This window comes from Aeromonas sp. FDAARGOS 1406, assembly GCF_019048565.1.
Taxonomy (GTDB): Bacteria; Pseudomonadota; Gammaproteobacteria; order Enterobacterales; family Aeromonadaceae; genus Aeromonas; species Aeromonas caviae.
The window spans coordinates 4,007,738-4,034,254 of record NZ_CP077378.1; the positions used below are offsets into that span (position 1 = coordinate 4,007,738).

Annotated in this window: 19 protein-coding genes and 1 pseudogene; 10 read left to right on the forward strand and 10 right to left on the reverse strand. The window is 61.9% G+C overall.

Annotated features, from left to right (window positions below; all coding sequences use genetic code 11):
- The first annotated feature begins 49 nt into the window (after positions 1-49).
- Positions 50-1,744, forward strand: a complete 1,695-nt coding sequence (locus tag I6L36_RS18980; RefSeq protein ID WP_039039301.1) for an NAD-dependent malic enzyme — start codon at positions 50-52, stop codon at positions 1,742-1,744.
- 74 nt (positions 1,745-1,818) lie between these two features.
- Here I6L36_RS18980 and I6L36_RS18985 read toward each other — a convergent pair whose 3' ends face one another.
- From I6L36_RS18985 to I6L36_RS19000, 4 genes are all read right to left on the reverse strand, one after another.
- Positions 1,819-2,877 (reverse strand): OmpA family protein, encoded by a 1,059-nt coding sequence (locus I6L36_RS18985; RefSeq protein WP_048208140.1) that lies wholly within the window; start codon positions 2,875-2,877, stop codon positions 1,819-1,821.
- A 219-nt stretch (positions 2,878-3,096) separates the two neighbouring features.
- Positions 3,097-4,098 (reverse strand): porin OmpA, encoded by a 1,002-nt coding sequence (ompA, locus tag I6L36_RS18990; RefSeq protein WP_109112496.1) that lies wholly within the window; start codon positions 4,096-4,098, stop codon positions 3,097-3,099.
- Positions 4,099-4,510: 412 nt separating this feature from the next.
- Positions 4,511-5,530, reverse strand: a complete 1,020-nt coding sequence (gene ompA, locus I6L36_RS18995; RefSeq protein ID WP_010673501.1) for a porin OmpA — start codon at positions 5,528-5,530, stop codon at positions 4,511-4,513.
- Between the two features lie 305 nt (positions 5,531-5,835).
- Positions 5,836-6,423, reverse strand: coding sequence for a hypothetical protein (locus I6L36_RS19000; protein ID WP_109112495.1), 588 nt, complete (start codon positions 6,421-6,423; stop codon positions 5,836-5,838).
- Positions 6,424-6,681: 258 nt separating this feature from the next.
- Between I6L36_RS19000 and I6L36_RS19005 the strand changes: the two genes are divergently transcribed.
- Both I6L36_RS19005 and I6L36_RS19010 read left to right on the forward strand, forming a co-directional pair.
- Entirely contained in the window at positions 6,682-6,948 is a 267-nt protein-coding gene (locus tag I6L36_RS19005; RefSeq protein WP_010673503.1) for a DNA-binding transcriptional regulator, read from the forward strand.
- A 195-nt stretch (positions 6,949-7,143) separates the two neighbouring features.
- Positions 7,144-8,505 (forward strand): sodium-dependent transporter, encoded by a 1,362-nt coding sequence (locus tag I6L36_RS19010; protein ID WP_102948779.1) that lies wholly within the window; start codon positions 7,144-7,146, stop codon positions 8,503-8,505.
- A gap of 65 nt (positions 8,506-8,570) precedes the next feature.
- On the opposite strand, the gene rssA is transcribed toward I6L36_RS19010, so the two are convergent.
- Entirely contained in the window at positions 8,571-9,440 is an 870-nt protein-coding gene (gene rssA, locus I6L36_RS19015) for a patatin-like phospholipase RssA (RefSeq protein ID WP_029313973.1), read from the reverse strand.
- 34 nt (positions 9,441-9,474) lie between these two features.
- Positions 9,475-11,031: a sensor domain-containing diguanylate cyclase gene (locus tag I6L36_RS19020; protein WP_162540579.1), complete on the reverse strand. Its 1,557-nt coding sequence runs from the start codon at positions 11,029-11,031 to the stop codon at positions 9,475-9,477.
- A 210-nt stretch (positions 11,032-11,241) separates the two neighbouring features.
- Here I6L36_RS19020 and I6L36_RS19025 point away from each other — a divergent pair, with 210 nt between their 5' ends.
- The 3 genes from I6L36_RS19025 to I6L36_RS19035 all read left to right on the forward strand — a co-directional run bounded on the left by I6L36_RS19025 (position 11,242) and on the right by I6L36_RS19035 (position 18,093).
- Positions 11,242-12,294, forward strand: coding sequence for an efflux RND transporter periplasmic adaptor subunit (locus I6L36_RS19025; RefSeq protein ID WP_162540578.1), 1,053 nt, complete (start codon positions 11,242-11,244; stop codon positions 12,292-12,294).
- On the forward strand, positions 12,294-15,473 hold the full coding sequence (locus tag I6L36_RS19030; protein ID WP_244077415.1) for an efflux RND transporter permease subunit: 3,180 nt from the start codon (positions 12,294-12,296) through the stop codon (positions 15,471-15,473). The genes I6L36_RS19025 and I6L36_RS19030 overlap by 1 nt, the downstream gene beginning before the upstream one ends.
- A gap of 196 nt (positions 15,474-15,669) precedes the next feature.
- On the forward strand, positions 15,670-18,093 hold the full coding sequence (locus tag I6L36_RS19035; RefSeq protein WP_109112492.1) for a YgiQ family radical SAM protein: 2,424 nt from the start codon (positions 15,670-15,672) through the stop codon (positions 18,091-18,093).
- Positions 18,094-18,192: 99 nt separating this feature from the next.
- Here I6L36_RS19035 and I6L36_RS19040 read toward each other — a convergent pair whose 3' ends face one another.
- From I6L36_RS19040 to I6L36_RS19050, 3 genes are read right to left on the reverse strand one after another with little or no spacing between them, the layout of a single operon-like run.
- The gene (locus I6L36_RS19040; protein ID WP_109112491.1) at positions 18,193-19,026 is read right to left on the reverse strand and encodes a hypothetical protein; all 834 of its coding nucleotides are present in this window, start codon (positions 19,024-19,026) and stop codon (positions 18,193-18,195) included.
- A gap of 2 nt (positions 19,027-19,028) precedes the next feature.
- Positions 19,029-20,624 (reverse strand): hypothetical protein, encoded by a 1,596-nt coding sequence (locus I6L36_RS19045; protein ID WP_111897066.1) that lies wholly within the window; start codon positions 20,622-20,624, stop codon positions 19,029-19,031.
- Between the two features lie 17 nt (positions 20,625-20,641).
- Positions 20,642-22,180 carry an OmpA family protein gene (locus I6L36_RS19050; protein WP_109112384.1) on the reverse strand — a complete coding sequence of 513 codons (1,539 nt, stop codon included), beginning with the start codon at positions 22,178-22,180 and terminating at the stop codon, positions 20,642-20,644.
- A gap of 632 nt (positions 22,181-22,812) precedes the next feature.
- On the opposite strand from I6L36_RS19050, the gene I6L36_RS19055 reads away from it, so the two are divergent.
- Positions 22,813-23,040 (forward strand): hypothetical protein, encoded by a 228-nt coding sequence (locus I6L36_RS19055; RefSeq protein ID WP_053288171.1) that lies wholly within the window; start codon positions 22,813-22,815, stop codon positions 23,038-23,040.
- 106 nt (positions 23,041-23,146) lie between these two features.
- Here I6L36_RS19055 and I6L36_RS19060 read toward each other — a convergent pair whose 3' ends face one another.
- Positions 23,147-23,650 carry a DinB family protein gene (locus I6L36_RS19060; RefSeq protein ID WP_109112385.1) on the reverse strand — a complete coding sequence of 168 codons (504 nt, stop codon included), beginning with the start codon at positions 23,648-23,650 and terminating at the stop codon, positions 23,147-23,149.
- Positions 23,651-23,864: 214 nt separating this feature from the next.
- Here I6L36_RS19060 and I6L36_RS19065 point away from each other — a divergent pair, with 214 nt between their 5' ends.
- From I6L36_RS19065 to aqpZ, 3 genes and pseudogenes are all read left to right on the forward strand, one after another.
- Positions 23,865-24,773, forward strand: a complete 909-nt coding sequence (locus I6L36_RS19065; protein WP_109112386.1) for a Gfo/Idh/MocA family protein — start codon at positions 23,865-23,867, stop codon at positions 24,771-24,773.
- A 172-nt stretch (positions 24,774-24,945) separates the two neighbouring features.
- A complete protein-coding gene (ruvC, locus tag I6L36_RS19070; protein WP_109112387.1) occupies positions 24,946-25,467 on the forward strand; it encodes a crossover junction endodeoxyribonuclease RuvC in 522 nt (173 codons plus the stop codon).
- 325 nt (positions 25,468-25,792) lie between these two features.
- Positions 25,793-26,479, forward strand: a pseudogene (gene aqpZ, locus I6L36_RS19075) (aquaporin Z).
- The last annotated feature ends 38 nt before the right edge of the window (positions 26,480-26,517 follow it).

Consider the following 26,517-nt stretch of genomic DNA (forward strand, 5'->3'; position numbering starts at 1 on the left):
TGGCTCAAGCCCATAGGATCGACGGGCCACACAGTCAAGGTACAGATCCATGTTTGAAGATAATAATCAGAAACGTCCCCTCTACATTCCCTACGCAGGTCCAGCCCTGCTGGAGACGCCGTTGCTCAACAAGGGCAGCGCCTTCACCAGCGAAGAACGCAGCAGCTTCAACCTGGAAGGTCTGCTGCCCCAGAACATCGAAACCATCGAAGAGCAGGCAGAGCGTGCCTATCGCCAGTTCATGGCGTTTGGCAACGACATGGACAAGCACATCTATTTGCGCAATATCCAGGATACCAACGAAACGCTCTTCTACCGCCTGCTGAACAATCACCTCACCGAAATGCTGCCGGTCATCTACACCCCGACGGTCGGCAAGGCGTGCGAGGAGTTCTCCAACATCTATCGTCGTGCCCGCGGCCTCTTCATCTCCTATCCGGACAAGGACAGGATCGATGACATGCTGCAAAACGCCACCAAGCAGAACGTCAAGGTGATCGTGGTCACCGATGGCGAACGCATCCTGGGCCTCGGGGATCAGGGCATCGGCGGCATGGGCATTCCCATCGGCAAGCTCTCCCTCTACACCGCCTGTGGCGGCATCTCCCCGGCCTACTGCCTGCCGGTGGTGCTGGACGTGGGCACCAACAACCAGCAGTTGCTGAACGACCCCTTCTACATGGGGTGGCGCCATCCGCGCATCTCCGGCGAAGAGTACGACGAGTTCGTCGATGCCTTCATCCAGGCGGTCAAGCGCCGCTGGCCGGACATCCTGCTGCAGTTCGAGGATTTCGCCCAGGGCAATGCCACCCCACTGCTCAACCGCTACAAGGATGAGCTGTGCTGCTTCAACGATGACATTCAGGGGACCGCCGCGGTGACCCTGGGCAGCCTCATCGCCGCCTGCAAGGCCTCCGGTGCCAAGCTCTCCGAGAAGCGGGTCGCCTTCCTCGGGGCGGGCAGTGCCGGGTGCGGCATCGCCGAGCAGATCGTGGCGCAAATGAAGGCCGAAGGGCTGACCGACGCCGAAGCGCGGGGCCGGGTCTTCATGGTGGATCGATTCGGTCTCATCACCGACAAGATCCCCAACCAGCTCGACTTCCAGCGCAAGCTCTCCCAGCCGGTCGAGCGGATCAAGGAGTGGCCGGTGGGGGACAACATCTCCCTGCTGGAGGTGATGGAACACGGTCGCCCGGACATCCTGATCGGGGTCTCCGGCCAGCCCGGCCTCTTCACCGAAGAAGTGGTCAAGACCATGCACAAGCACTGTGCCCGTCCCATCATCTTCCCGCTCTCCAACCCCACTTCCCGGGTGGAAGCCACCCCGGCGGATCTCATTCGTTGGACCGACGGCCAGGTGCTGGTCGCCACCGGCAGCCCGTTCGCACCGGTGGAGTACAAGGGCAAGCGCTACGTCATCGCCCAGTGCAACAACTCCTTCATCTTCCCGGGGATCGGCCTTGGGGTGATCGCCTCCGGTGCCAACCGGGTGACCGATGCCATGCTGATGTCGGCCAGCCGTGCCCTCGCGGATTGTTCACCCCTGGTGAAGGGGGAAGAGGGCTCCTTGCTGCCGGATCTGGCGGACATCCATCAGGTCTCCCGCTACATCGCCAAGATGGTGGCCAAGACCGCCATGTTGCAGGGCAAGGCGGTGCAGACCCCCGATGATGTGATCGATCAGGCCATCGAGGCGAACTTCTGGCGCCCCGAGTACCGCCGCTATCGTCGTACTTCCTTCTGATCCCAAGGGGACAGACACGGAGAAGGGATGCCTCGGCATCCCTTTTTTGTGCACGGCTGTGAAGGAAGAGGAGGTTATTGTGCCGGTTGCTCGGCGGGGGCGGGCTCGGCGGGATTGCTGACACCGGTGACCCGGATTTCGACCCGGCGATCCGGGGCCAGGCAGTCGATGAGGGCAGCCCTGGCCTTGATGGCATCACACTGGGTGCCGGTGACCGGGTTGCTCTCGCCGTTGCCCTGGATGCTCACCTTGTCGGCGGGCAGCCCTTTGCCAATCAGGAAGTTGGCGACCGTGCTTGCACGGGCCTCCGACAGTGCCTGGTTGTTGGCATCCGAGCCGATGCGGTCGGTGTAGCCCATCACCATGGCGTTGCCATCCTTGGGTTTGACGTCGACGATCTGCTGGTAGAGGGCGTCGAGTGCCTGCATCCCCTCCGGTTTGAGCTCCGCCTTGCCAAAGGCAAACAGCACATCCGAACTCAGGTTGAAGGTCTGATCCACCGGCTCGGGAGCCGGGGGCGGCGGTGCCACGACCAGAGGCGCGGCCACCGGCACTGCGGCGACGGTGCGATTGGGGTGAAGCACCAGCTCGATGGTGGCGGTACTGATGTCGCTGACCCAGCGTTTGGTGCCGCTGCCCACCTTGTCGTTGTCAGGATCGTCCCCGACTCGCACCATGTAGCGGTAGCGGGTCTGGATGTCTACCCAGTCGCTCAGTCTGGCGGTCAGTCCCAGACCCGCCAGGGGAGCAAGATTGTCATCTCCCCCATTGACGGAGTCAACGTGATAGAGATAACCGCCCCCTTCGGCAAAGACAGAGAAGATGTCCCCCAGGGGCAAACGGCCAATGACCGACAGGGTGGCCCCCTTGCTGTTGAAGTCCTGGCCGGCAATATCCCAGTCACCGGTGGAGAGGTAGCCGAGCTCTGCCCCCAGATTCTCGTTGTAGTTGTAGCCGACAAAGGCGTTGATGGCGGTTGCGTCCTTGCCGACGTCCTGGCTGAAATCATCGATGTCATGGGCAAAGGCCCAGCCACCCCCAGCCCCCACATACCAGTCGTGAACAGGTGCCGCCTGGGCGGCACTCGTCGCCAATGCCAATGCAATCCACACAGGTTTCAGTCTTATGTTCATCGCGTATCCTCGTCGATGTTGGGTGTTATAGGGCTCCCAGCCCTTTGCTATGTATAGCCAACATTATGTATAGGCGATGTGAGCGCATTAACCATTTAAGTGACGCATCTGTATGGAGAATCGGTGGGGCAGGCAGGTGGGCAGCCCGCGTTGGTGGTGCCGTGCGGGCATTAAAAAAGGGGCCGGAATGGCCCCTTTTTGCAACAGGTGGTCAACCTCTTATTGCTGCACTTCCTGTACGCCGGTGACGCGCACTTCGACGCGGCGATCCGGTGCCAGGCAGGCGATCAGCTGAGCCTTGGCCTTGATGCCGTCACACTGGGTACCGGTGACCGGGTTGGCTTCACCACGACCTTCGATGGATACCTTGCCAGCCGGCAGACCCTTGCCAACCAGGAAGTCGGCCACGGTGCGGGCACGGGCTTCAGACAGCTTCAGGTTGTAGGCATCGGAGCCGATGCGGTCGGTGTAACCCACCACCACGGCGCTGCCATCTTTCGGCTGGACGTCGACGATCTGCTGATACAGGGTGTTGAGCGCAACAGCCCCTTCCGGCTTCAGGGTGGATTTGCCGAAGGCAAACAGCACGTCCGAGCTCAGGGAGAAGTTCTTGTCGACCATGACGGGTTCGGGAACCGGCTCGGGAGCCGGTGCCGGGGCCGGTGCCACATAGGTGGTGCGGTTCGGGTGCATCACCAGTTCCAGGGTGGCGACGCTCATGTCGGTTTTCCAGGTTTTCTGATCGTCACCCAGATCCCACATGTAGCGGTAGCGGGCCTGCAGGTCGATAAGGTCGGAGAGCTTGGCAGTCAGACCCAGACCCGCCAGCGGCGAGGTGCCGTTGTCGCTCTGGCCGTTGCCGTTGACGTGGTTGAAGTAGGCACCCCCTTCGGCGAAGACGGAGAAGATGTCATTCATGGGCAGGCGTGCGATACCGGACAGGGTGGCACCCTGGGTCTTGAAGTCGACGCCATCGACGCCAGCCTTGCCGGCATAGAGATAGCCGAGCTCGGCGGCAAAGTTCTCGGTGAAGTTGTAACCGCCGAACAGGGAGAGCGCGGTGGCGTCCTTGTCAGCATCCTGGCCGAAGGTATCCAGGTCGTGGCCATAGGCCCAACCTGCACCCATACCCGTGTACCAGTCGTCGGCCGCCTGAGCGGTGGTGGTTCCCATGGCTGCAATGGCCAGAGCAATCAGGGTTGGTGCCATTTTCATTTTCATCGTTTTATCCTCGTTGAGTTGCCGTGCTATGGGCGTACTGCGCACTCTTTGTTATACCGGTCGCAGATGACACTTCATGTGCGACACCGTGAGCGGATCACGGACGGCTTGAATAAAAAATGGATGGAAACCTGGATTCTCATGAAGCTGTTTCTCCATGGACAACTAACCGGGCACTGAGCACTTTTAATAGTTCATCCAATGTCTTACAAGCGTTGCTACTGTATTCTTTTGAATCAGCGTGATCAAGTTTCTGCACAGATATGCAGCGCCGACACCGGTGTCGCGGGGCCGCAATAGGGGAGCAAAGGCGAGAAAAGGTGAGACAGAGAGTGTCGCTGGGGGGAGGAGAGAGACAGCAAAAGGGGATGCCGTGGCATCCCCTTTTTTACGTTACCTGAGCGAAGTCAGATTACTTTTGAACTTCTTGTACTCCGGATACGCGAACTTCTACGCGACGGTCCGGAGCCAGGCAGGAGATCAGCTGAGCCTTGGCCTTGACGCCGTCACACTTGGTGCCGGTGACCGGGTTGGCTTCGCCGCGACCTTCGATGGCAACCTTGCTGGCAGCCATACCCTTGCTGACCAGGAAGTTGGCAACGGTGCGGGCACGAGCTTCAGACAGCTTCTGGTTGTAAGCGTCGGAACCGATACGGTCGGTGTAACCAACAACAACGGCGTTGCCGTCTTTCGGCTGGAACTCAACGATTTGCTGGTACAGAGCGTTCAGGGCTTGCACGCCTTCGGCCTTCAGGCTGTCTTTGCCAAAGGCGAACAGCACGTCGGAGTTCAGGGCGAAGTTCTTCTCAACGATTTGCGGAGCCGGGGCCGGTGCTTCTTCAACAACCGGGGCCGGAGCAGGCGCTACGTAGGAAGTACGGAACGGGTGGTAAACGGCTTCCAGGGTCGCAACGCTCTGGTTGGACTTGTAGCGTACGTTGTCGGCGTGCAGGTCAGCCACGTCCCACATGTAGCGGTAGCGAGCTTGCAGATCCAGCGCGTCGTTGACCTTGTAGGTCACACCGGCACCGGCCAGCGGGGATACTTTGGTATCGCTGGTGCCCAGACCGTCGGTGTGGCCCCAGTAGGCGCCAGCTTCACCGAACAGGGAGAAATCGTTGCCCAGCGGCAGACGAGCGATACCGGACAGGGTGGCACCCTGGCTCTCGTAACGGTTGCCGTCGGTGTTGCCACGGCCGGTGTACTGGTAGCCCAGCTCGGAACCGAAGTATTCGTTGAAGTTGTAACCAACGAAGGCATTGGCAGCAGCCGCATCTTCTTCGCCAACGTTCACGCCTTCGATCTTGTTCAGACCGTTGAAGTGAGTTGCACCAACACCGGCGCCGAAGTAGATGTCGTCAGCGGCGTGAGCTGCAGTTGCACCCATGGTGGCCATAGCGATGGCGATCAGGGAAGGAGCCATTTTCATCATAAAATAATCCTCGTTGAGATGGCACGTTGTTCACGTGCTTCGCACTTTGTAATTTATGTAAGCTGCTGGCTCTGTCGACCAACGACGTTGGTGCGAACAGGGATCCTAGATCCATCCAGGAGGCACGTATCTGGGTGCACAAGTGTGCGGGTTGCACTGTCGACAATGCATACTCCGCCACGAACAGCCGACGTCATTCCGATGACGTGGCGCACTTTATGCCCATTTCAAAACATGATCAAGCTCACAGATAAGGGATGGGGCAAATTGTGTCGTAGGGATAACTGGCTGTTTCTTGGGATTTATTAGTGATCCAAGTAGGCGCGATGCAGTTTCTTCTCAAGCTTCATATAAGCCTCAGCCCAAGCGTGCCGCGGGATGGCGTCACCCGCCCTGACCGAGAGGACCGCAAGATAGTCCGCCTCGGTTGCTTCGCACAGCAAGGGTATGAAACTGAGCAAGAAGTGACGGGCGAGGTAGGGATCGAGAGGCCAGATGTTGAGGATGGCCCGCGCCACGGGCTGGACGGCGGTGGAGCAGATGAAGTGCCGATGACCTGCTTCCAGCCATTGGGCCATCTCGGCGAGGCTGTCTTCCGGCACGATGCCGCCATCGCCTTTCTCCCTGGCCAGCGTCATCGTGTGACCATTGCCCAGTGCCAGGGTGCCGTTTTCTGCCACGACGCCGTCGTGGCTGCGCAGGGGAAGCGTCGCCTGGCCTTCAAGATAGAGGCTGCAGCTGTCCGGGAGGGCCGCCAGCACGGTGGTGGCGTCCCCCTGCATGGCCATGGGCAGCCAGAACGCTTCGGCCCGGGTCTGTAGACCCTGGGCGAGCTGACGGGGGAGGGAGTCCGGGTCGGAATGAAGACGGGAAATGATGCCGGGAAATGCCATGTTGATGACTCTCTTGGAAATAACCGGCGAATTATACGAGGGATGGCCGGGCAACAAGAAAGGTTTCTTTTCGAGACTGTTTACCTGAGGCGACGCAGCGATTACCATCCCCGAGGTTTGTGAAGGGTTGTCGTCGAAAGACGCTGATTATAGATAGAGGCTCGACCATAACGAGTCCGTTCAAAACTGATACACTTGACTACGAGTCGTCGCGAAAAATAAAGGTGGAGTCAATCCGCCGAACGGAGTATGAAACACATGAATTCAAATATCGTAACTGTTGGCAAGAAGATCCGTCAGATCCGCGAAGCGGTAGGCCTGAGCCGTCCCAAGTTTGCCGATCTGCTGGGCGTCCCCCCAACCACCCTGAAGAACTATGAACTGGGTTACCGTGAAGTCGGAGGCGCCTTCCTGGTTGCCCTGGCCCACCACCCCGATCTGCACAAGTTCACCCTCTGGCTGCTGGCTGACAAGAAAGTCGCCGAAATCGGCCAGATCGGTCCGGACGATATTGCCAAGGCTTGATTCAGTTCAACCTTGATAAAAATGCCGCCCTCGAGGCGGCATTTTTTATTTGTCAAAATGGATGATTATTTAATTAAATAATGCGTTGTGTGCGGTCAACGGCGATTTTCACTAAATCATCTTGTCGGGCTGGATTAATCCACGGAACACTCCGACCCTTTTAATTCAGGCGGTGATCCACACAGTGAGACAACGATGAGCCAATCCATTACCAAAGCCAGAGATGGGTTTACCAGCACCTTTGGCGTGCTGGCCGCGACCCTGGGGTCTGCCGTCGGGCTCGGGAATATCTGGAAGTTTCCCTATCTGACCGGTGAGAACGGTGGCGCCGGTTTTCTGCTGGTCTATGTCATCGCCACCCTGCTGGTGGGATTGCCGGTGATGATCTCCGAGATCATGCTGGGGCGCGAGGCCAGGACGGATGCGGTCAGCGGGCTCATCAAGCTGGCTCCAAAGGGGCAACCCTGGTGGCTGATCGCCGCCATGGGGGTGAGCGCGGCCTTCCTCATCATGTCGTTCTACTCCGAGGTGGCGGCCTGGGTGTTTGCCTACATCTTCAAGGCGGCCAGCGGCGAGATCCTCTCCACCGATCCCGCCGTCACGGGTGCTGCCTTCAATTCACTCATCACGGATCCCTTGCAGAGTCTGCTCTGGCAGTGGCTGGTGCTGGCCCTGATGGGGGGGATCTTGCTGATGGGGGTCTCCAGGGGGATCGAAGCGGTCACCAAGCGGTTGATGCCACTGCTCTTCATCCTGCTGCTGGTGATAGGCGTGCGCAGCCTGACTCTGCCCGGAGCAAGCGAAGGACTGCATTTCCTGTTCTCGCCGGATTTCTCCAAGGTGACCGCAGGCGTCGTGCTGACGGCCATGGGGCTGGCGTTCTTCAAGCTCTCCATCGGGATGGGTTGCATGATGACCTATGGCAGCTACTTTCGGGACGATCAGCACATCCCTCTCACCACGGTACGGGTGATGTGCGCGGATCTCTTCGTCTCCATGCTGGCGGGGATCGCCATCTTCCCGGCGGTGTTTGCCTTTGGCTTCGAGCCGAGCGCAGGCCCCTCCCTGCTGTTCATCACCATACCCGCGGTCTTTGCCAGCATCCCGTTTGGACACCTCTTCATGGTGCTCTTCTTCGTGCTCTCCGCCATCGCAGCCACCGGGGCCATGCTCTCCATCCTGGAGGTGCCGGTCTCGGTGCTCTCCGAGCGCTTTCACATGAGCCGTACAAGGGCGACCCTGATCAACCTGTTGGTGCTGGGGGCGGTCGGCTCGACCTGTGCGCTCTCGAGCAGCACGCTGGCGGATGTGCAGGTTGGCGGGAAAACCTTCTTCGATCTGTTCGACTTCGTCTCTTCCAACGTGCTGATGCCCCTTGGCGGCATCTTCCTCTGCCTCTTTGTGGGCTGGGTATGGGGATTCGAGCGGATGACGACGGCGCTGACCAATGGAGGCAAGCTGGCGCTGCCCATCCTTAGCCCCCTGTTTTTCATCATCCGCTATGTGTCGCCGCTGCTGATCCTGGTGGTGATGCTCAAGGGGCTGGGGCTGTTCTGAGCCGCGTCGCCCGAAACAAAAAAGCGCCTATTGGCGCTCTTTTTGTCTTTTACCCCGATATGCCTTCATATCAGGCAGAGTCGTGACAGCTCCTCCTTGAGCTGCTCCAGGTTGCGCTCGACACAGGCTTCCCCCTCGTTGATGGCGTCGCTCGCGCGGTGGAAATCCATGATGGAGAGGTTGCCAAGGCGCGGGCAGAGCTGGATCTCGGGGGGATCCCCGGCCATCCGGGCACGGGTGATGCGCTCCTGCATGATGTTGATGGAGCCCGTCATCACCCCCCACATGCCGGGGGTACTGGGTTCGCGCTCGCCCCGGTTCAACCACTGGCTGAGCAGCCCCCCCTGCACGGGCTCGTCCGGTTCGTCGGTCCAGGGCTGGTGCATGTCGGTGTTGAGGTTGACGGCGATCACCACCTCGGCTCCCATGGCGCGGGCTAGGGAGATGGGGACCGGGTTGACCACGGCCCCGTCCACCAGCCAGCGATCCTCCACCCGGGTCGGGGTGAGCAGGCCGGGCATACCGCAGGAGGCTCGCACACACTGGCGAAGCGGTCCTTCCTGCAACCAGATCTCGCGACCGGTATCGAGTTCGGTGGCGACGCAGGCAAAGGGCAGCGGCAGGCTTTCGATGGCGGGATCCCCCAGATGGCCGGCGGCGATGCCAAATACCTTATCACCGCGAAACAGGCCGCCGGAGAGGGCAGGATCGAGCAGCCCCATGACCTGCAGGCGGCTGAAGCCGCGCACCCAGCTCTCCAGCTTGTCCAGTTCACCAGCGGCATAGGCGGCGCCGACAAAGCTGCCGATGGAGCAGCCAGCCACCAGATCCGGCTTGACGCCGAGTCGCTCCAGGGCACGGATGATGCCGATGTGGGCCCATCCTCGGGCCGCACCGCTGCCCAGGGCCAATCCCAGACGGGGTTTTCGTGACACAGTTGCGTCTCCTGACATGAAGTGGGAGTCCAGCTTACTCCGGCTTCTCCTGTCCGTCATCCCGCCACGCTTCGCTGCGATTGCGGCCGTTGGCCTTGGCCTGATAGAGGGCGATATCGGCGCGGCGGATCACCTCCTGCAAGGAGATGGCCGGTGACTGGCGACAGTGGCCCAGGCTGACGGTCACCTTCAGCTCGGCCGCGATGGCGCTCCAGGGATGCTCTGCTATGCACAGGCGAAGCCGCTCGGCCAAGGGGGCCAGAGGGATCGCTTCATCGGCGACGAGCAGCAGGAACTCCTCGCCGCCCCAGCGGATCAGGTGGCACTCCCGTGTCAGCAGGGACTGGCAGAGCTGCACCAGACGGATGAGGACCTGATCGCCCACCCCGTGGCCGAAACGGTCGTTGACCTGTTTGAAGTGATCGCAGTCAAACATGATGGCGCCGATGCGTTGGCGGCCTGCCAGGGACTGGCGGTGTTCGAAGGCATCGAAGTAGTGGCGGTTGAAGGCGCCGGTCAGGGCATCGTGGCGCGACAGGTAGTTGAGGCGCCGGTTGAGGCGCTGGGCACGCAGGCTGGAGACGGTCGCCACCACCAGACAGAGAATGGTGATGAGCGCCGTTGCCGATTGCCACAACAGCGTCTGCAGCAGAGGCAGCAGCGGGATGCGATGGATGAGGGAGAGCGGTGTCTCCGGGATGGGATAGACGAGCTGCAGGGCGCCCTGTTGCCACTCATATTCCGCTGACTGCGCCGTCCTGACCGGGGGCGGCGCGGTACCGGACTGGCTGCTGGCAAGGATCTGCTGATGGGCGTTGAGCAGGAACAGGGTGCCAATCCGGGGGGCGAGGCGGTGCAGGGTCTGCGCCAGCGTGACGGTCTGGATGTCGATGCTGAGCAGGCCAATGATCTGGCCGCCCTGGGTAATGGGCTGGGAGAGGGTGATCATCTGCCCCCGTCCGGCAAAATCCTGGTAGGGGCGCGAGAGCATGGCGTGCTCCAGGTGGGGATACCTGGCCATCGCCTCCTGCCAGTAGGCCTTGCTGTAAATCACGGGATCGAAGCGAAACTGGCTGGATGGCACCCAGGGATAGAGGTAGATGAAATTGTCCGTACCGGTGAAGTAGATCCAGGCCACGTCCCTGTCCAGCAGCTTGCTGGCCGTGGCGAGCAGGGGGGAGAGGCTGAGGGCGAGATGTATTCTGGCTTGCCGCTCGCTGCCGTCATGGGGCAGCGGGCCCTGCCCGGTCAGGTTGCCGATGAGGGCGGGGGGCAGATCGACGGGGATGCGATCCAGGTTGATGCCGTGCTCCCCGTCGGATTGCAGCGCCTGATAGAGCTGGCGAGAGAGCACGGACTGGGGATTGCTGCGCAGGCGCTCCTCCGCTTGGCCGCGCATGGCCTCAAGGAAGGTCTCCATCCGCTGGTGCTGGCTGCTGAGCTGGGTCGCGGCGTTGATAGTGTCACGCTTGTTGATCTCGGTAACCTGGCGAAACGCATGTTGCAGGGCGAGCAGCAACAGCAGCAGGCCGAGGCCCAGCAGCAGCCACTGCAATCGGTATCTGGCAAAGGCGGGGGAGGGAATGGACATGGGCGTACCGGAAGATGGCGAGAGTCGGCATCAGTGTAAGGCAGAACCCTGACGCGCGTGCCGACAAGATGCGTTTTTGATGATCTTCTCACCGGACTGTTACGTTTTGTCACATTTATACATAGTCACGGCATAGTCAGGGGGTAACATGGTGCCATCCTTGATGAAGCTATCTCTTCTTCCTCTCTCTTTGACTGCATGGATCTTGTGATGAAAACGCGCGTGTGGCTGTGGCTTTTCCCTCTTCTTCTATTGCTGGCGGCGGGCGCCTGGCATCTGCGGCAGGCTGAACCCGCCAGCAAGCCTGCACCAAGAGAGATCAATATCAGGGCCGAAACCGTCAGGCAGAGTCTGGCCGAGCCCTCCATCAAGCTGGTGAGCAAGCTTGCGGCCAATCGCTCTGTGGCCATCAGTCCCGAGGTGACCGGCCGCATTGCCACCATCGCGGTGAGTTCCGGCCAGCAGGTCAAACAGGGGCAGACCCTAATCGCCCTGGATGCGGGCAAGCAGCAGGCGGAGCTCGCCGAGCAGAGCGCCAGCGTGCGTGACGAGGCGCGCAAGCTGCGGGACATGCGCAAGCTGGTGGCCCGCGGTGCCGTCACCACCTCCGAGCTGGAGGGGCAGGAGGCCACGGTGGCCCAGGCCCAGGCCCGGGTGGATGCGGCCCGCTATGAACTCTCCCTGCGCACCCTGGCCGCCCCCTTCGACGGTACCGTCAGCCTCATCGATCTCAGCGAGGGGGCCCTCGTCAACAGCGGCGACGTGCTGCTGCACCTAGACGAGCTCGCCAAGCTGCGGCTCGATCTGGCGGTCCCTGAACGCTACCTCTCCCTGCTGCGCCCCGGCATGACGGTGACGGCGACCAGCTCCGCCTGGCCGGATCAAGCCTTCTCCGGCGTGCTGGAGACCCTCGACAGTCGCGTTTCAAGCGATACCCAGAACATCAAGGCACGGGTCATCCTGCCCAATCCCGGCGGCCAGCTGCGCCCCGGCATGCTGATGAACGTGGAGCTCTCCCTGCCGGCCCAGAAGATGACCCTGATCCCCGCCCAGTCGGTGGAGTATGCCGGCGAGCAGCGCTTCGTCTATCGCCTGGAGGCAGACGGCCGGGTGAAGCGCATCCCGGTGGAACTCGGTGACACCCACGGTGAAGAAGTGTGGGTGCTGAAGGGGTTGAACGTCGGCGATCGCATCGCGGTCGAGGGGCTGGTGAACCTGCGCGACGGTGCCCTGGTGCACGACCTGAGCGAGGTAAAAGGCTGATGTGGCTCTCCGATATCTCTGTGCGCCGCCCGCTGGTGGCGGTGGTCATCAGCGCCCTGCTCACCGTGTTCGGCCTGGTGGCCTTCAGCAAGCTGACGGTCAGGGAGATGCCGGACGTGCAGACCCCGTCCGTCTCCATCACCACCACTTATGAGGGGGCCGCCCCCGAGGTGATGGAGAGCCAGGTCACCAAGCCCATCGAGGACCAGCTCTCCGGCATCAGCGGCATCAAGAACATCAACTCGGTGACCCGCAAGGGGCGCTCCTCCATCACGGTGGAGTTCAAGCTCGGCTGGAACATGCTGGAGGGCACCTCCGACGTGCGCGATGCCATCTCCCGCGCGAGGCCCAGGCTCCCGGACGACGCCGACGAGCCCATGGTGACCAAGGATAACGGCAACGGCGACGTGGCGATCTGGCTGAACTTCAGCAGCACCCAGATGGACCGCACCGCCCTGACCGACTACGCGAACCGCATGCTGGTGGATCCCTTGAGCCTGGTGGACGGGGTGAGCGAGGTCTCCCTCTCCGGCGATCTGACCCAGGTGATGTATGTGCGGCTGCGCCCCGCCGACATGGCCGCCCGTGGCATCACGGTGGCAGACGTGCAGGACGCCCTCAAGCGGGAGAATATCGAGCTGCCGGGGGGGGAGATCCGCAACAACAGCATGACCATGGCGGTGCAGATCGCGCGTCTCTATCACAGCGCCGAGGATTTCCGCTCCCTGCCGGTGACGACCGCCGCCAACGGCGAGAGCATCTACCTGGCCGACATCGCCGATGTGGAGGTGGGGGCCAAGAACGAAGACAGCGCCTACCAGCGCAACGGCCGCGAGAGCTTGGGGATCGGCATCGTCGCCCAGTCCACCGCGAACCCCCTGGCCGTGGCCCAGGGCATCGAGAAGAAGCTCGTGGAGATGCAGCGCTTCCTGCCGGAGGGGGCCAGCCTGGAGGTGGACTACGACTCCACCATCTTCATCAAGCAGGCCATCGACGAGGTGTACGAGACGCTCGCCATCTGCGCCGTGCTGGTGGTGGCCGTGCTCTATCTCTTCCTCGGCCAGGGGCGCACCACCCTGATCCCGGCCATCACTGTGCCCGTCTCCCTTATCTCGGCCTTTATCGGTGCCTGGTATCTGGGTTTTTCCATCAACCTCATCACCTTGCTGGCGCTGATCCTCGCCATCGGTCTGGTGGTGGATGACGCCATCGTGGTGGTGGAGAACATCCACCACCACCTGCAGCGGGGGGAATCCCCCCTGATGGCGGCCTGGCACGGCACCCGGGAGGTGGGCTTCGCGGTCATCGCCACCACCGCCGTGCTGGTGATGGTGTTCGTGCCCATCGCCTTCATGGACGGCATGGTGGGCCGGCTCTTCACCGAGTTTGCCATTCTGTTGTCGCTCGCCGTGCTTTTCTCCTCCCTGGTGGCCCTGACCCTGACCCCGGCCATGGGCTCCTGGCTGATGCGCGCCGTCCATAAACCCAACGCCCTGACCGCCACTCTGGACCGGGGCCTTGGCTGGGTGGAGGAACGCTACCGCCGCCTGCTGGGCTGGGTGCTGCGCCGCGCCGTCTGGATGCCCCTGGTGCTGCTGCTCTGCCTCGGCGGCATCGGCGCCCTGTTTGGCAAGCTGCCCGCGAGCCTCACCCCGACCGAGGACAGGGGCGTGCTCTACGTCTTCGTGAAAGGGGCCGAGGGCACCAGCATCGAGCGGATGAAGCGCAACATGCAGCAGGTGGAGGCCGCCATCCTGCCGCTGCTCGGCCAGGGGGTGGTGCAGGCCATGAGCTTCAGCACCCCGGCCTTCGGGCGCGGCGGCGATCAGACCGGCATGGCCATCATCCAGCTCACCGACTGGGCCGAGCGGGATGTGACCGCCACCGAGTTTGGCCGCAGCCTCAGCGGCCTGCTCGCCGGCATCCCGGACGTGATGATCCGCACCTTCCAGCCGGGGTTCAGGGGCGGCTCCACTGCCGCCGTCCAGTTCGTGCTGCAGGGCTCCGACTATGGCGAGCTCTACCAGCAGGGGCTGGCGCTCAAGGAGGCCGCCACCCAGAGCGGCCTGATGCTGAGCCCGGATCTCGACTACGCCGAGAAGACCCCGGAGCTGCAGGTGACCATAGAGCGGGAGCGGGCGAGCCAGCTCGGCATCCCGGTGTCGACCGTGGCGAGCTCGTTGCAGGCCCTGCTTGGCGGCGTCAGCCAGACCACCTATGTGGACAGGGGTGAGGAGTATGACGTCTACCTGCGCGCCAACCAGACCCAGTTCAACGGCATCTCGGACGTCAGCCGCATCTATCTCAAGGCCGCGAGCGGCGAGATGGTGAGCCTCTCGACCCTGGCCACCGTCACCCAGGTGGCGAGCCCCCAGCGCCTCAACCACTACCAGCGCCAGAAGGCGGTTGCCCTCACCGCGGACGTGGCCCCCGGCCACACCCTGGGGGAGGCCCTGGACTTCCTGGACGGCTGGGCCGCGGATCACCTGCCCACCGGCATGTCGGTGGATTACGCCGGCGAGTCCAAGGACTATCGCGACAACCAGGGGGAGATGGTGCTGGTGTTCGGCCTCGCCCTGCTGGTGGTCTACCTGGTGCTGGTGGCCCAGTTCGAGAGCCTGCTGACCCCGGCGGTGGTGATGATGACGGTGCCGCTTGGCATCTTCGGCGGCCTGCTCGGCCTCTGGCTCACGGGGCAGGAGCTCAGCATCTACAGCCAGATCGGCATGATCATGCTGATCGGCATGGTGACCAAGAACGGCATCCTCATCGTGGAGTTCATCAACCAGCTGCGCCAGCGCGGCGAGGGGTTCGAGGAGGCGATCATCGCAGGCTCGGTGCGCCGCCTGCGCCCCATATTGATGACCTCGCTGACCGCCATCATCGGTGCCGTGCCCCTGATGATCTCCATGGGGGCGGGCTACGAGAGCCGGATGGCCGTGGGCACCGTGGTCTTCTTCGGACTGTCCTTGGCGACCCTGGTCACCCTGCTGGTGGTGCCCGCCATCTATCAGCTGATCGCCAGACGCGCAGGCATGACGGGGGTGAGGGACAGGCTGGTGGACGAGGTGCTGGCGGGCAAAGTGCTTGCGGGCGATGCGCTGGCGGCGACGCCAGAGAGCCACTCCCTCCCGGACGAGGGAACGCCACAGAAAGGGCGGGACCAGCCGGCGGCCTAGCTGGCCGACCCATGATGACATGAGCAGGGCGCCAATGGGCGCCCTGCTTGTTGATGAGATCCGAGTTTGTCACGCCGGCCTGCCACGTCCGTGCAAAGGGGCCCTTTCCCCTCGCGTTCTGTGGGGGCAAAAAGCCGTCGCCCCCGCCTGGCTCTGCCGGTATAATGCGCGACCCGAATTGTTCCAGGTGGTCAAAATGCAGCCGGTTACCAACCTCTTCTCCTATCCCCGTTACTGGGCCGAGTGCTACGGCACGGCGCCCTTCCTGCCCATGTCCCGCGCGGAGATGGACAAGCTCGGCTGGGACAGCTGCGACATCGTGCTGGTGACAGGCGACGCCTACGTGGATCACCCGAGCTTCGGCATGGCGGTGATCGGCCGCATGCTCGAATCCCAGGGCTTTAGGGTCGGCATCATCGCCCAGCCGGACTGGTCGTCGAAGGATGACTTTATGCGCCTGGGCAAGCCGAACCTCTTCTACGGGGTGACGGCGGGCAACATGGACTCCATGATCAACCGCTACACCGCCGACAAGAAGCTGCGCCACGACGACGCCTACACCCCCGGGGATGTGGGCGGCAAGCGGCCGGACCGCGCCACCCTGGTCTATACCCAGCGCTGCAAGGAGGCCTATAAAGAGGTCCCCGTGGTCATCGGCGGCATAGAGGCGTCCCTGCGTCGCATCGCCCACTACGACTACTGGTCCGAGACCATCCGTCGCTCCATCCTCATCGACGCCAAGGCCGACATCCTCATCTACGGCAACGCCGAGCGCCCCCTGGTGGAGGTGGCTCACCGCATCGCCGGTGGCGAGACCATCGAGACCATGCAGGACATTCGCGGCACCGCCGTCATCCGCAAGGAGCCGCTGCCGGGCTGGCGCGGGGTGGATTCGAGCAAGCTGGACCAGATTGGCCGCATCGATCCCATCCCCAACCCCTATATGGAAGGGGCCCCCTGCGCGGACGACGAAGGCACCGCGCCGATGGAGCAGGAGGCCAAGCCCATCCTGGTGCAGCCCCCTAAGCAAAAACCCTGGGAGCTGACCTACGTCAAGCTGCCGGCGTTCGAGCGGGTGAAGGAGGACAAGGTGCTCTACGCCCATGCGTCCCGCATCCTGCACCACGAGACCAACCCGGGCTGCGCCCGCGCGCTCTCCCAGGCCCACGGCGATCGCATCATCTGGGTCAACCCGCCCGCCTTCCCCCTCGAAACCGACGAGATGGACGGGGTGTTCGGTCTGCCGTACCAGCGGGTGCCGCACCCGGCCTATGGCAAGGAGAAGATCCCGGCCTACGACATGATCAAGACCTCGGTCAACATCATGCGCGGCTGCTTCGGCGGCTGCTCCTTCTGCTCCATCACCGAGCACGAGGGGCGCATCATCCAGAGTCGCTCGGAAGAGTCGATCCTCAAAGAAATCGAAGAGATCCGCGACAAGGTGCCGGGCTTTACCGGCGTCATCTCGGATCTCGGCGGCCCCACCGCCAACATGTACAAGCTGCGCTGCAAGAGCCCCAAGGCCGAGCAGACCTGTCGCCGTGCCTCCTGCGTCTGGCCGACCATCTGCCCGCACATGGACACGGACCACAGCCCGACCATCAACCTCTATCGCAAGGCGCGCGACCTCAAGGGCATCAAGAAGATACTGATCGCCTCCGGGGTGCGTTACGACATCGCGGTGGAAGATCCGCGCTACATCAAGGAGCTGGCCAAGTACCACGTCGGCGGCTACCTCAAGATCGCGCCGGAACACACCGAGGAGGGCCCGCTCTCCAAGATGATGAAGCCGGGCATGGGCAGCTACTACAGCTTCAAGGAGCTGTTCGACAAGTACTCCAAAGAGGCGGGCAAGCAGCAGTACCTGATCCCCTACTTCATCTCCGCCCACCCGGGCACCACGGATGAGGACATGGTGAACATGGCGCTCTGGATCAAGTCCAACCGCTTCAAGCTCGATCAGGTGCAGAACTTCTACCCGTCGCCGCTCGCCAACGCCACCACCATGTATTACACGGAGAAAAACCCCCTCAACAAGGTGAGCCGCCAGGGCGGGGACGTGTTCGTGGTGAAAGGGGAGCGTCGCCGTCGCCTGCACAAGGCGCTGCTGCGCTATCACGATCCGGCCGGCTGGCCGATGATCCGCGAAGCCCTGCTGGAGATGGGCAAGGGCCACCTGATTGGCAACGGCCCCGACTGCCTGGTGCCGCCGGAAGGGCGTGGCGAAGCCAAGGCCGAGCGCAGCCGCAGCAAGGGCTTGAAACCCGCCCTGACCCGCCACAGTGCCATCACCCATCAGCGCAGCAACGGGGCCGGCAACAAGGCCGCCCGAAGCGAGGCCGGTGCAGGCAATGCCCCGGCGGCCAGCAGAAATGGCGGCAAGGCGGGCAATGGCAAACCGGTAGGCGCCCAGTTGCAGAAAGGGGCTGGCAACGGCAAACCCGCCGCTCAGGGGGCTGGACAGGGTACCGCTGAGGGCAAACCGGCAGGGCAGGGGAAACCGGCCCATAAGGGCAAGGCGCCGACCCGCGCGGGCTCTGCCAAGCCGGGTGCCAAACCCGCCGCTCAGGGCGGCAAGCCTGCGGCCAAAGGCGGGGCAGCCAAGCGACCGGCTCGGTGATATCCCTGATTTCGAACGCGATGGAAATAACAAGGGCGACCATATGGTCGCCCTTGTGCTATGGGATTGAAGTGTGAGGCTCGCCTTTGAATGCCACTGTTATTGCAAATCCGTGCTCAGGCTGGGGGCGCCGAAGTTCACCAGGGTGGCATGGGAGTGCTCGAAGTACTGTGACCAGAAGTCACCGAGTGCATCCATGGTTTTGCCGGAACGATAGGCGTGCTTCACCGCGTCGGTCACCAGCCCGGCGCCCGTGACGTAGACGCGAGCGCCTTGCAGATCGGCAAACAGCCCCTTGCTCTTGGCCTGCTTGAGCTCGTCACCGACATTGAGCTGTTTGATCTTGTTGGTGGCGTAGAAGCTGGTGTAATCGGAGTGTTCCAGCATGTCCGAAATAAGGAACACGACGCGGTCACTGACGCCTTGCTCGGCCTTCATATCCTCACCCACTTTTCGCAGCGAGTTCATGATCTCGCTCTTGGGGATGTCCTGGCGGGCATCACGCAGTGCTTTCACGAACTGTTTGCCAAAGCCGTTACGAAAGACCTTGGTCTGCGTCGTCAGGCAGGTGTCCAGACCGCGCAACTTGCGCATGCTGACATCGTCCCGGATCTCCCCTTCCAGCGGCATATCCAGTTGCCCCGCGTAGGCCAGGCGAAGGTATTCGCCAGGCAAGAAGGCGGAGAAGGTATAGAGCTTGACGCGATCGCCGGCCTGCACGAACCGCTCGATCTGCCCCCAACTGCTGCGCTGCAGATCGTCAGGCATCGGAATGGTCTGGTCGATGATGACCACCAGTTCGCGACCGGTACCCGCAGGCTTGATGTCGGTCAGGCCATTGCGCTCATAGCAGCTCTGTATGTCGTTACGGTCGGCAGCCAACGCTGCACAAGGCAGCGTCAACGCCAGTAGCAATACCTGGGTGATCTTCACGATTAGGCACTCTGCTTGGTGGGAAAGAGGCCCAGGGTCTTGAGGGCCATCTGCTGTTCACGGATATCACGCAACTGCGCTTCGTCCACCCCCAGTGCGCGGCTGGCTGCAGCCAGGCTCTCTTCGGGCAGGCCAGTGACATCATGGAAATCGGCGGCCTTGACGGCAGCGATGGTCTGGCCGGGGGCATCAGTGGTGGGCGGGAGTGCCGCCTCCGCCGGGGCAACTGCCGGTTGTACGGCGGGTGCCGGCTCGGCTTGCGCTGCCAGTGCGACCTGGGGGGCCACCTGAGGGGCCGGCTTGGGGGGCACCGTGCCCGCCTTGTACTCGATAAAGGCCAGGAAATTACGATGGGCGGATTTCTCCCCTTCCAATGCCCCCAGCACACCCGAGTTGGTATGGTCACGGCTCGACAGCATGGTCTGCAAGCGGCGGAGCTTGTCATCGGCATGGCTGGCAATGGCGGTGCGTTGCTGGTCCATCGCGTCCAGCATCTCTTCGGCGGTCGCGTATTCGTGCGTGAGACGCCAGGCTGTTTTGGAATGGGTGCCCGCAAAGTGGTATTTGCTGGCAAGCCAGATGCTGATCCCCTGGATGGCGATGTAGATGAGCGACAGCATGACGTAGGTGGTCAGGCTGGCCTCACGGATGGCCTGCATCTTGTCTTCGATGGTGGCCTCTTCAGCCTCGTTGTTGATGGCTTGAGACTCTTCCGGCAGATCAAACGGCGACCCCATGCTGCTGTCACTCTGGGCCGTTGTTTCGGCGCGCATGTTGTTGACCATCTCGGTTTCGATGCTGTCGAGGGTGGCTGAACGCACCACGAAGGCGCCCACTGCCATGCAGGCAACAAACGAAGCACAGACAATCAGCCAGACAAACTTGCGGCTGACACCTGAATTCACGTCTTTCAGACGGGCCAACAGCTGCTCGTAGTCAGGTTTGTCAGAGTCCGAGAAAGAGTCTTCCAGATTGATGGCCTTGTTTGCCTTGAGGGTACGGGAGCGTTTCGAGGGCTCTTCCCCTTGCCACCAGTGGCGCGCCCGGGCGATCAGGCTGTTGTGATGCAGGGAGTGTCCGGCCACTTCAGCCAGGAATGCGGATGCAACGGCGAGCAACAGAGCCGTCGCGGCTGCCAGCAGGTGACGGTCATTGGTTGATGCGTCCATGTTCATCCAGCCTGCCAGCACGTAGGCAAACCCCATGGCCTCGACCAGCACCAGCACCAGCACCAGAGCAAGTACCCACGCCGGGCGCGGGGAGCGGCCGGCCTCTCCTGCCTTGGCAAGGTAGTCGAGGGAGGCGTTGTAGGCATCTGTTCCCTTTAAATGCTTCTTGTATTCGCGGTAGTACACATTCGACAGGGTCACTTCATGGTTGATCCAGCCATCGCCATCGACCGAGGCCGGCTTGCGGGCGAGGCGAGCCACTGTGCCGATCAGAGGCAGGCTGTGCCATACCCGGATCAGGAAGTAGGAGACATGCTCCCAATGCCGCCACACCACAACGGCACTGACGAGGAATGAAACAATGCCAACGGTCAGCATCTGGTTGGCGAGGATCAGCGCCTTGAGCGCTGCCAAAGAAAAGTCTTCCACTAAGTTTCTCCGTTTTCTTATTTGGAATGGGTGGCGGGAATGGGCATGTACGAAGCCACATAAGCCTCGGAACCTGCCGGATAGAACAGGGCTCCCTGGCTTACCTTGGCGTTGCCTTTGCTGAACACGAGATCCATGCAGGATACCGAAGCTTTGGGATCGCTGGTGAAGACGCGGTATAGCACCTCACTCTCGCCCTCATAGGTATTGGCCACCGCCTTGAGGGTCTGGGGCTTCTTCTGACTCGAGGATTTGTAACCCTGAACGACTTGCAGGATCGGTTGACGATCGACCTGGGCGTTGTCACGCAAGATGGAAACCGGAGAGACGGTCACCAGGTGGCCGTTGACGGTATTGGCCCAGACGCGATTGTTATAGCCGGGCATGTACTCCTTGGTGGCATGGCGCGGGAGAGGCTTGTCGTCTGCCATGCTCAATACTTGGCCTGCACTACGTGGCTTATCTGCCTCACAGCTCGACATCGGCATGTCGCTTGCGTATGCGCTGCTGATCAGTGCAAAACCACTCGCCTTGGGTTTGATGTTCTGAGCCATGTTCCATTGATAGGTGCCGGCAGGCTTGCCGCCGAAGTCCACTGCGGCCTTGACATTGGGTAGGGCCTTGGCCGTGCTGGTGTCTGGGGCGCTCTGCTTGGCTGTGGTTTGACGAGGGGCGGTTTGCGACGTGGCCGCCACCTTGCTTGAATCGCTTGCGGACTGAGCCGCGGGCCTGGTCGCAGCCACACGAGGTTTGGCGGTATCGGAAGCCCCATAACGCAGATAGCGGGTGTTGTTCTCTTCGGATTGGGCCCGCATGACCAGAGCCTGCTCGTTTGCCAGTTCTACAATTTCAACCCGGCGATTCTGACCGCGAAGTAAGGGGTCACTGTTGTCTGCGATGGGACGCGAAGAACCCGCGCCTTGATAGTAAATGGAAGAGGCCGGGATCCCAGATGCGACCAGGACCTTGCCGACGGCTCGCGCACGTTGCTCGGACAGTCGCAGATTGAGTTCTGCAGGGCCGGTGGCGTCACTGTGGCCGACGAGGAGAATACGGCGCTGATCCGAGGCGTCAGCAGTGGCGGGTTTGGAATAGAGCTGGGCCAGTTTCGTGACCACTCGCAGGCCGCTTTCTGTTAGCTGGGCAGAACCACTCGAGAACATGCCGGAATCGGGGATCTGGGCCACAAGGCCGGCGTCCTGGGGGACACCGGTGACTGCGGCTGGCTCGGCAACCGTCAGCTTCTCGGTGGCGATGTTGAGATTCTCTTCCTTTGCTATCCGGTCAAGCTCTTGTAGCCTGGACTGCCACATATAGCCTGCCGCGCAGCCCAGTGCCCCACCGAGGGCAACCCCTGCGACAGCCCCTTTTTTCCCGTTGATTGCGTAGCCCGCAGCCCCTCCTGCAATCATGCCGGCCCCACAAAGCACCGGCATGCCGTAATCCTTGCCGATATCATTGACCGTGGATTTGAAATTCTGCATCTGCTGAGAGCTGCAACCCACGGCGGCAATCAATACGCAGCTGAGAGGCGCAAGACGAAACGATTTATCCATAGCTATTCCTTGCCATTTATATTTAATAGCGAGATTCAGACATGCCAGTAAGGCGAGAGAAAAGCGTCTTCGGGTGGGGCAAAATATCGACACTTGCTGATATAAAAAATATTAGCGATGGCTAATTTTTAATATCGGCGCCAGGCGTACTCATTCTCGCAAGCGGCTGTGTCTGATATGTCCTGAGTGTCAGAAGAGGCAATTATCTATGCGGTTCAATAGGTACCGAGTGGCTATGATAAGCCAAACGAGCCTGATCATGCGAGTGGAAAAGTGATGCAACCATAGGAAAAACATCAACTTTCCAACATCTTTGCCAATCTCCCCGACTCTGAACACAAAGCGCGATATTGTGACGCTCTTGTGGTTTGTGAAAGGACCTGGCCGATTATCGCTATTGAGGAAGCGGGCTTTTTGGGAAAGTGTGTGGTTGCCCCGCTGACAGTGCTGGCGAAATAATGTTCATGGGTAGGATAACGTCCGGTATCCAATTTATATAATGGATTAATTGTCGATAAATATGCCTGAAAACAGTTTATAGATTGGGGCACGAGGCAGTGCGAAGCATTGCAAGACTATGTGAACGCATTACTTGATAATATTGTCGAAAGGGTTTGGTCAGGAGCAATCAGATGGCGATAACAACGCGATCCCGAAGAGAGAAGGTAGGCAGCGGGCTCGGGCTGGTGATGGGGCTCATCGCCTTTAACCTGATCGTACCCCTGCTTCCGGTTGCAACAGAGATGTCGGATATGACCCGGATGATAGGTGCCATGGTCAGCGCCATGCTTTGCGCCGAGCTGGGCGCCAGGATTGGCAAGTGGCGGGATGCCAAAGAGCAGGCCAGATCGGCAGAATAACTAGAGGTGAGAAGAGCGCGAATCGCCCGAGTGCGGCGGTGTGTGCGGGTGTAACAGGCAGGGCGACATTTGCTGCCCTGCCTGTTTTGCTATCGAGGTTTGCCGCTCAGCCGCCCCGTCGCCCGGGTTCGCTGCGATGCAGGAAGGTGGTCAGGGTGTCGCGGGGCGGCGTGATGCCGCACTGCACCAGAATCCGCCCGATGGCCCCCCTGTGATAACCGCCGTGGGTCACCAGGTGCAGCAGCATCTCCTCGCGGCTCATCTGTCCCCTGTCCCCGTCCACGAAGTGAAACGAGAGCACGGCCTCGCCCTCTGCCTGACCAAGGCTTGCCACGTAATCCAGATACCAGGCATCCAGCGCGTGGATGGCGGTGCGCAGCATATCGAGGGTCGGCGTCTGTGGGGTATTGGTGGCGCTATAGCCGTGGGGCTCCCCCAGCAGGTTGCCCTTGAAGATGGCATCGACCACATGGATATGGTTGAAGATGCGAAGGGCAGTGTGGTGCGCCTCGGGATGCTCTCGCGGGTCCAGGGTGGCGAGGGCATCCAGCAGTTCGCCGTCGGCCCAGGCCTTGTAGCGAAAGAGGGATTGCAGGGTCGAGTGGCTCATGGTCTTCCTTGATGGGTGGGCGTGCAAGGCTGGCATCTTAGCCAGCCGCCCGCGGCTTGGGAACCTGGGTGCCTGAGCTTGGAAGCTGACCTTCGTCTACTTTTCCTTGTTAATCAGTGGGCTGTGAAGCATCTCCCAGACGGGGGCTTGCCCGGTTCGCCCAGGGGCGGGGACATGCTACCTTGCCGCCATCGCACCCAGAGGAGGAGTTCCCATGCGCATTGCCCTGATTGGCCTTGGCGATATCGCCCAGAAGGCCTATCTGCCGCTGCTTGCCAGCGACGAGCGAGTCACCCCGCTGCTCTGCACCCGTAATGCCTCCGTGCTCGGCAAGCTGGCCCGTCAGTACCGGATCCCCGAGTGCTTTACCGAGGTCGATGCGCTGCTCGCGAGCCGCCCCGATGCGGTGATGATCCACGCCGCCACCGCCGTGCACTTCGCGCTGGCGCGGCAATGCCTGGCAGCGGGCATCCCCACCTTTGTGGACAAGCCGCTCTGCTTCGAGTTCGCCGAGGTGGAGACGCTCGCCAACCTGGCCCTATCGAAAGCGTGCCCGCTCTTTGTGGGCTTCAACCGCCGCTATTTGCCTGCCCTGACCGCGGCCCGCAGTCAGCCGCTCACCGAGATCCACTGGCAGAAGCACAGGCACGATCTGCCGGGGCGGCCGCGCTCGTTCCTGTTCGACGACTTTATCCACGTGCTCGACAGCCTCTGCTTCTATGGCGGCGTGCCGGACGGCGATATCCATGCCGTGCTGCGGCGCAGTGCGCAGGATCCGGACATGCTGGTGAGCGCGAGCGTCGCCTGGCAGCGCGGGCAGGTGGCGGTGAGCGGCAGCATGAATCGCAGCGCCGGCATCACGGAGGAGCGCATCGACGCCTATGGGGACAACCTCTCCCTGCATATCGAGAACTGCACCCGGGGCACGCTGGCGCGAGACAAAACCCTCCAGACACTGGCACCGGACGACTGGCAGCCGGTGCTGGCCCAACGGGGCTTCGTTGCGATGCTCGATCACTGGTATCGGCAGGTGGAGCTGGGGCGAGCCGACGGGCGGCTTATCGAGAGCTACCTGCACGGCCACCGGCTGGCGGAGCGACTGGTGGTCATGGCGGGGGAGTGAGCCTCGCCAGCGCTTGACCTTGTCAGGCCAGTTGGCGAGATAACCGGCAGACCACTGTACAAGATGGCGCATCCCTGCGCAGTCAGGCACCCGAGGCGTTGCCGCGCGAGCCAAGCGGGGGGGAGTTTGCTATCTTGGCCGCCATGAACAGCCTTCAACACAGCAGAGTCTCATGAGCATTATCCTGGGGATCGACCCCGGCTCCCGGATCACCGGTTACGGCGTCATCCGCATCGTGGCGGGCAAAGCGCAGTACCTGGGGTCCGGCTGCATCCGTACCGACCTGGGTGAGCTGCCGTCCCGCCTCAAGCAGGTCTATGACGGGGTGAGCGAGATCATCACCCAGTTCAAGCCGGACGAGTTCGCCATCGAGCGGGTCTTTATGGCCCGCAACGCGGATTCCGCCCTGAAACTCGGCCAGGCGCGGGGCAGCGCCATCGTCGCGGCGGTCAATGCTCTGCTGCCGGTGAGCGAATACTCGGCCACCCAGATCAAGCAGGCGGTGGTGGGCACCGGCGGCGCCGCCAAGGAGCAGGTGCAGCACATGGTGACCCACCTGCTCAAGCTCTCGGCCACCCCCCAGGCGGATGCGGCGGATGCCCTCGGGGTGGCGCTCTGCCACTTCCATACCCGCCAGATCCTGATCAAGATGGCCGGGCGCAGCACGGGATCGGTGCGTGGTCGTTACCGCTGAGCCGATATTGCCGGTGTGATTCCGGCAATCTCAGGCAAGCGGCCCTGTGCCGATTGGTTGCCTCTCTGGCAGTGGCGGCTGTCGGCAAAAGCCTCAACAGAGTCACAAGCTGTCGCACTGCCTGCCTGCTACGAGGCGCAGCCCGCCCGGACGCTAACGACAATCTTCTCAGTTAATCAATAACTTGTGACGCGGATCACGTTTTTCGGCCTTCATCGCTTCCCTTCGCTTGCCCGATCGGGACTCCCATAATGTGCGCCGGCCGCGTGGTGCGGCCCGGTGAGCCGCTGGCTCCCGCTTCATCCATCATTGGGAGAGTTGAGAAGTGAAACCTTTTGCAGCTGAATTCATGGGCACCTTCTGGCTGGTGCTGGGGGGCTGCGGCAGCGCCGTGCTGGCCGCCGCCTTTCCGAACGTCGGCATCGGCCTGCTTGGCGTGGCGCTGGCGTTCGGTCTGACCGTGCTGACCATGGCTTACGCCATCGGCCATATCTCTGGCTGTCACCTGAACCCGGCCGTGACCATCGGGCTCTGGGCCGGCGGTCGTTTCCCGGCCTCCGGCGTGCTGCCCTACATGGTCGCTCAGGTGTTGGGCGGGATTGCGGCAGCGGCGGTGCTCTATGTGATTGCCAGCGGTCAGGCCGGTTTCGATCTGGCGGCGGGCTTTGCCTCCAACGGCTATGGCGAGCACTCCCCGGGCGGCTACAGCATGCTGGCGGTGCTGGTGTGTGAAGTGGTGATGACCGGTTTCTTCCTGTTCGTCATCATGGGCGCCACCGACAGCCGTGCACCGGCCGGGTTTGCTCCCATCGCCATCGGTCTGTGCCTGACCCTCATCCACCTCATCAGCATTCCGGTGACGAACACCTCGGTCAACCCGGCGCGCAGCACTGGCGTGGCGCTTTTTGTCGGTGACTGGGCAGTGGGCTAGCTCTGGCTGTTCTGGGTTGCCCCCGTTGTCGGTGCCATTCTGGGTGCATTGGCCTATCGTGTGATCGCCACGAAAGAGTGATGTGTTGCTAGGTAACGTGTGGTATCGACACGCCCTCG